At 71.9% G+C, this 6,193-nt stretch carries 5 protein-coding genes; 1 reads left to right on the top strand and 4 read right to left on the bottom strand.

Going from position 1 to position 6,193, the window contains the following annotated elements; genetic code table 11:
* Together sdhA and ABT300_RS40265 are read right to left on the bottom strand one after the other, a co-directional pair.
* Positions 1-1,077 (bottom strand): succinate dehydrogenase (quinone) flavoprotein subunit (sdhA, locus tag ABT300_RS40270; protein ID WP_351687022.1); only part of this gene is annotated, 1,077 nt, incomplete at its 3' end.
* 2 nt (positions 1,078-1,079) lie between these two features.
* The gene (locus ABT300_RS40265; RefSeq protein ID WP_351687024.1) at positions 1,080-1,751 is read right to left on the bottom strand and encodes a succinate dehydrogenase; all 672 of its coding nucleotides are present in this window, start codon (positions 1,749-1,751) and stop codon (positions 1,080-1,082) included.
* A gap of 132 nt (positions 1,752-1,883) precedes the next feature.
* Here ABT300_RS40265 and ABT300_RS40260 point away from each other — a divergent pair, with 132 nt between their 5' ends.
* Complete coding sequence (locus tag ABT300_RS40260; protein WP_351687020.1) at positions 1,884-2,765, top strand: LysR family transcriptional regulator; 882 nt, start codon at positions 1,884-1,886, stop codon at positions 2,763-2,765.
* A gap of 130 nt (positions 2,766-2,895) precedes the next feature.
* Here the strand turns inward: ABT300_RS40260 and ABT300_RS40255 are convergent, their stop codons facing one another.
* Positions 2,896-5,031 carry a putative bifunctional diguanylate cyclase/phosphodiesterase gene (locus ABT300_RS40255; protein ID WP_351687018.1) on the bottom strand — a complete coding sequence of 712 codons (2,136 nt, stop codon included), beginning with the start codon at positions 5,029-5,031 and terminating at the stop codon, positions 2,896-2,898.
* Positions 5,028-5,840: an SAM-dependent methyltransferase gene (locus ABT300_RS40250; protein WP_351687016.1), complete on the bottom strand. Its 813-nt coding sequence runs from the start codon at positions 5,838-5,840 to the stop codon at positions 5,028-5,030. The genes ABT300_RS40255 and ABT300_RS40250 overlap by 4 nt, the downstream gene beginning before the upstream one ends.
* Between the last annotated feature and the right edge of the window lie 353 nt (positions 5,841-6,193).

The raw sequence follows: 6,193 nt of genomic DNA, 5'->3' as shown, positions 1-6,193 counted from the left end.
CCGGCCCTCGTCGCAGACGTTCTTGGCGGCGCGCGAGGCGATGTCGCGCGGGACCAGGTTGCCGAAGGAGGGGTAGACGCGCTCCAGGTAGTAGTCGCGCTCGTCCTCGGGGATCCGGTTCGGCGGACGGTCGTCGCCCCTGGCCTTCGGGACCCAGATCCGGCCGTCGTTGCGCAGCGACTCGCTCATCAGCGTCAGCTTCGACTGGTGGTCTCCGGTGCGCGGGATGCAGGTGGGGTGGATCTGCGTGAAGCAGGGGTTGGCGAAGTAGGCGCCACGCCGGTGCGCCCGCCAGACGGCGGTGGCGTTGGAGTTCATGGCGTTGGTCGACAGGTAGAAGACGTTTCCGTAACCGCCGCTGGCCAGGACGACGGCGTCCGCGACGTAGGTGTCGATCCTCCCGGTGATCAGGTCCCGGGCCACGATGCCGCGGGCCCGGCCGTCGACGACGATCAGGTCGAGCATCTCGGTGCGCGGGTGCATCTCGACGCTGCCGGCGGCGATCTGCCGGCTGAGCGCCTGGTAGGCGCCGAGGAGCAGTTGCTGGCCCGTCTGACCGCGGGCGTAGAAGGTCCGTGAGACCTGTACGCCGCCGAACGAGCGGGTGTCGAGCAGGCCGCCGTACTCGCGGGCGAAGGGCACGCCCTGCGCGACGCACTGGTCGATGATCTCGACGGAGATCTGCGCGAGCCGGTGCACGTTGGACTCCCGGGCCCGGAAGTCGCCGCCCTTGACGGTGTCGTAGAAGAGCCGGTGCACGGAGTCGCCGTCGTTGCGGTAGTTCTTCGCCGCGTTGATGCCGCCCTGGGCGGCGATGGAGTGGGCGCGGCGCGGGGAGTCCTGGTAGCAGAACTGCACGACGCGGTAGCCCTGTTCGGCGAGCGTGGCGCCGGCGGACGCGCCGGCGAGGCCGGTGCCGACGACGATCACGGTGTGCTTGCGCCGGTTGGCGGGGTTGACCAGCCCGGCCTCGAAGCGGCGCTTGTCCCAGCGTTCGGCGACGGGGCCGGAGGGAGCTTTGGCGTCGACGACCGGCTCACCGGTCGTGTAGTGCGCGTAGGACGAGAAGGGACTCATGTTCAGCTCACCACTTTGGTCATGACGCCCACCGGCACGGCGAGGAAGCCGGCCGTGAGCAGCAGTGCGAGGACGTCGGCGAAGATCTTGAGGGCGCGGTCGCGGGTGCGGCTGCCGGCGCCGAGGGTCTGGGCCGCGCTCCAGAAGCCGTGCCGCACGTGCAGGCCCACGGCGAGCATCGCGACGATGTAGACGGCGTTGCCGTACCAGGTGGAGAAGGTGTCCACGACGTTCTGGTACGGGTGGCCCTCCTGGAAGCCGCCGCTGTGCACGGTGCCGGTGGTCAGGTCGAGGACGTGCCACACGATGAAGAGGGCGAGGATGACGCCGCCCCAGCGCATGGTGCGGGTGGCGTAGCTCGCCCGCGGTTTCCTGTGCACGTACGTGACGGGCCGCGCCTTGATGTCGCGGCGGCTGAGCTGGTACGCGCAGACGGCGTGGGCGACCACGGCGACGACGAGCACCACGCGGACGAGCCAGAGCGTCCACCCGTAGTGCATGAACGGTTCGCCGACCGTGCGCAGCCAGTGGGCGTAGTGGTTGAACTCCGTGGGACCGAAGAAGATCTTGAGGTTGCCGATGACGTGGGCGACCAGGTACAGCAGCATGATCATGCCGCTGACGGCCATCACGGTCTTCTTGCCGACGGAGGAGTCCCACACGGTGCGCGCCATGGACGACCGTCGGTCCGTCCGCGTTGCCAGAGCCATGTCTGCAGACGCTACGGCCGCACCGGCCGATCGGTCCAAGACATGGTCCGCCTTGATTCCATAGGCTCTGCCTATCGAGCGGCGTAGGCTGAAGGCATGCAGTTCCAGCAGCTCCAGTACTTCGTGGCGGTCGCCGAGACCCGGCACTTCACCCGTGCCGCCGAGCTCGTGCACGTGGCGCAGCCGTCGCTGTCGCAGCAGATCAAGGCGCTGGAGCGGGAGTTGGGGGCGGATCTGTTCCTGCGGGCGCGCGGCAACATCACGCTCACGGACGCGGGCGAGGCGCTGCTGCCGCTGGCCCGGCGGATCCTCGCGGACACCGAGACCGCCCGGTACGAGGTGCAGGAGCTGGTGCAGCTGCGCGGCGGGCGGGTGCGGCTCGGGGCGACGCCCAGTGTCTGCACGGGCCTGCTGCCGGACGTGCTGCGCGCCTTCCACGACCGCTATCCGGGCATCCGGCTGCTGATCGAGGAGGGCGGTTCGCACGACCTCGTCCGCGAACTGGCGCGCGGCGCCCTGGACCTCGCCCTCGTCGTCCTGCCGCTGCCCAGCCCGTCCCCGGCGCTGACCACGGTGGAGCTGCTGCGTGAGGACCTGGTGGTGGTGTCCTCACCGGAGGCGCCCCGGCCGGGACAGGGGCGTACTGTGCGGATCGCCGACCTGGAGGGCGAGCGCATGGTGATGTTCCGGCACGGCTACGACCTGAGGGAGCTCACGGTGGCCGCGTGCCGCGCCGAGGGTTTCGAACCCGACTTCGCCGTCGAGGGCGGCGAGATGGACGCGGTGCTCGGGTTCGTACGGGCCGGCCTCGGCGTGGCTGTCGTCCCCCGTATGGTGGCCGCCCGCTCCGGCCGGGGCCTGCGGGTCACCCCGCTCGCCCGGCCGGGCCTGCACCGCACGATCGCCCTGGCCCACCGCAGCGACGTGGCGCCGCCCCGGGCGGCACGGGAGCTGCAGCGCATGCTGCTGGAGCGGTGAGCCGGCCCGCGCGCGGCACGGCGGGCCGAGCGCTGTGAGCGCGGCACATGGGCCCGCCCGTGGACGCGGCACATGGGCGCGGTCCGCGCGACCGCCCGCTCCCCCCACCCGGAGCGTTCCCGCCCCGGGGTCAGCCCGTCGCGTCCACCATGGCCAGGTCGTGCAGGCGGTCCGGGGGGCCGGGGCGTGCGTAGTACCAGCCCTGGGCCGTGTCGCAGCCGAGTATCCGCAGCTGCTCGGCCTGGGCGCCGGTCTCCACGCCCTCCACGGTGACCGCGAGATCCAGACTGTGCGCGAGCGAGACGATCCCCTCGACGATCTTGAGGTCGACGGGGTCCGCCGGGAACTGCTGCATGCCCTGGGTGAAGGAGCGGTCCAGCTTGAGCACGCTCACCGGGAGCCGGCGCAGGTTGGCGAGGTTGGAGTAGCCCGTGCCGAAGTCGTCGAGCGCGATGTCCACGCCCATCTCGGCGAGCCGGCGCAGCGGCTTGAGCAGGGCGTCGTCGGCGCCGATCAACGCCGACTCCGTCACCTCCAGGCACAGCGCCGCCGGGTCGACGCCCGCGCGCTCCAGGATGTCGACGGTGTCCTGCACCAGGCCGGGGTGGGTGAGCTGGCACGGGGACAGGTTGACGTTGATGCGCAGGGGGCCGGTGTCCTCGTTGCGTTCCCGCCACTCGCCGGCCTGCCGCACCGACTCCTCCAGCACCCAGCGGCCCAGCGGCACGATCAGCCCGGTGTGCTCGGCGAGCGGGATGAACCGGTCGGGTCCGAGCACGCCGTGCTGCGGATGCAGCCAGCGCACCAGCGCCTCCGCGCCGCGCACGCTGCCGTCGCCGAGGTGGACCAGCGGCTGGTACTCGATGAAGAACTCGCCGCGTTCGAGGGCCGCCGGGAGCGCCGTGGTCAGGCCGTGCCGGGTGATGGCGCGGGCGTCGGCCTCCGGGTCGGCGACCTCGAAGCGGTTGCCGCCCGCCGACTTGGCCCGGTACATGGTGATGTCGGCGCTGCGCAGCACCTCCGCCGCGCTGCGCTCCCCGGCCGGTCCTTCGACGATGCCGATGCTGCCGCGCACGGTCAGCTCACGGCCGTCGATGCTCACGGGCGCGATCAGCGCGTTCATGATGCGCGCGGCGAGCTCGTCGACCTCGTGGCGGGTGTCGGGGCCGGTGGTCAGCGCCACGAACTCGTCGCCGCCGAGGCGGGCGACCATCTCGCCGGGCGCGGTCGCGCAGGACTGCAGCCGGTCGGCGACCTCCACCAGCAGCCGGTCGCCGGCGGCGTGTCCCAGGCTGTCGTTGATGGTCTTGAAGCCGTCGAGGTCGAGGTAGCACAGCCCGAACCGACGGCCCTCGCCGGCCGCCAGCACCTTCTCCAGCCGTTCGAAGAACAGGGTGCGGTTGGGCAGGCCGGTGAGCGCGTCGTGGGTGGCCTCGTAGCGCAGCCGCAGATTGAGCAGCCGGCGCTCGGTGGTGTCCTCCATCAGGGCCAGCTGGTATTGCGGGAGCCCGTCGGCGTCCCGCAGCAGCGAGACCGTCAGGTTGGTCCACAGGACCGTCCCGTCGGGGCGGCTGAACGCCTTCTCCGTGTGGTAGTGCTCCCGTTCGCCGCGGACCAGCTCGTCGTAGAGCCGCCAGGTCTGCGGCGCGTCCTCGGGGTGGGTGAAGTCCTGGACCTTGCGGCCGAGCAGCGACTGCTCCGAACCGCCGAACATGCGCAGCAACGCCCCGTTGACCTGGAGGACGTTGCCCTCCAGGTCGGCGATGCTGATCCCTATCGCGGCCCCCTCGAACACCGCGCGGAAGCGTGCCTCGCTGGCGTGCAGCGCCTGCGCGACGACGCCCTGGGCGCGCAACGCGGCCTGGGCGATGGCCTCCTGCTCGGCAAGGGTGCGGTCGCGCAGCGCCGCCGCGTAGCCGCCCGCCATGGCGTGCTGCAGACGGGAGGCGCGGGTGCGCAGGTCCTCCTGGGGGCCGTCCTCGCCGCAGTAGAGCACCAGATAGGCGTCGACGCAGTCGAGTGTGCGGCTGAGCGCCTCGGGGTCGGTGCAGTGCACGTCGACCAGGGCCGCGCCGACCGCCTTGGCGGCGTCGGCGTCGAGCGTCCGCTCCAGCAGCGCCTCGCGCAACCGCCTGGCCAGCGGCAGGAGTTGCTCTTCGAGTTCGGGGCGGGTCAGCGACGTCGAGGTCACCGGGTACACGGCCCGGCTCCAGATCGTCACGAACCGCCGCAGTCTGTCCTCCGGCCCGTCCGGCTCCGCACTCACGCCGTGCGCCCCACGCCGGCGAAACCGGAGAAGGCCCACGGGTCCTCCTCCTCCGGCGCCGTCTCCGGCCGCCAGTGCGGCATCGGCACCAGTCCCGGCTCCACCATGTCGTACCCCTCGAAGAACCGCCCGATCTCGTCACGTGAGCGCATGACCAGCGGATTGCGAATGTCCTTGTACACGTCGACGGCGCCCTCGGCCCGCCCCGACAACTGCGGGATTCCCTCGTACGAGGCGTGCGTGAGCACCAGCAGACTGCCGGGCGCGAGCGCGGCGCCGAGTTCGGCCACCGCCGCGTACGGGTCGTCGGCGTCCTCGACGAAGTGGAGCACCGCGACCAGCAGGAGGGCCACCGGCCGCTCCAGGTCGAGCAGTTGCTCCACCTGCGGGCTGGTCAGGATCTCCTGCGGCTTGCGCAGGTCGGCGGCCACGACGTCCACCCCGTCGCAGTCCGTCAGCACCGCCTGGCTGTGCGCCACGGCGACCGGGTCGTGATCGACGTAGACCACGCGCGCGCCGGGGCTCGCCGCCCGAGCGATCTCGTGCGCGTTGCCGAACGTGGGGATCCCGGAGCCGATGTCGAGGAACTGGGTGACGCCCTCGGCGACCGCGTACCGCACGGCACGACGCATGAACGCCCGGTTCGCCTGGCTGATCTTCGGCAGTCCGGGGATGAACTCCATCGCCCTGCGGGCCGCTTCCCGGTCCACCTCGAAGTTGTGCGATCCGCCCAGGTAGTAGTCGTAGATCCGCGAGACGCTCGGCACCGAGATGTCGATGCTCCGAGGGGCCCAGGCGGGACGCTCCATCTATCTCTCCAAGGCGTAGGCGATCCGGTGTTCGAGGCTGAGGCTACTGATCGCCCGCCAAACGGGCGAGGGGAAACGGAAATTGACCGTCCGTTCCCGGTCACTGCCTCCGGCACGTGCCGGACCGACGCCCCCCGCAGGGCTACGACAAGTGTCCGGGCCGCTCCGGAGGGTTTCCGGAGCGGCCCGGAGGGCGGCCGAATTCTACGCACAGGAGGAGGGGGCCCCACAAGCACAGCGGTCCGCCCCCCCCCGGCGGCGCGGGGGGGGGGGGCCAAACGGGCGGGGGGCGGGGGGCACCCGGGGGGACCCGCCCCCGGGGGGGGGGGCCAAACCCCCCCCCCACCCCCCCC

The sequence above is a fragment of the Streptomyces sp. NPDC001027 genome (assembly GCF_040299045.1).
Lineage (GTDB): Bacteria > Actinomycetota > Actinomycetes > Streptomycetales > Streptomycetaceae > Streptomyces.
This window is presented reverse-complemented; position numbering and strand designations above follow the sequence as displayed.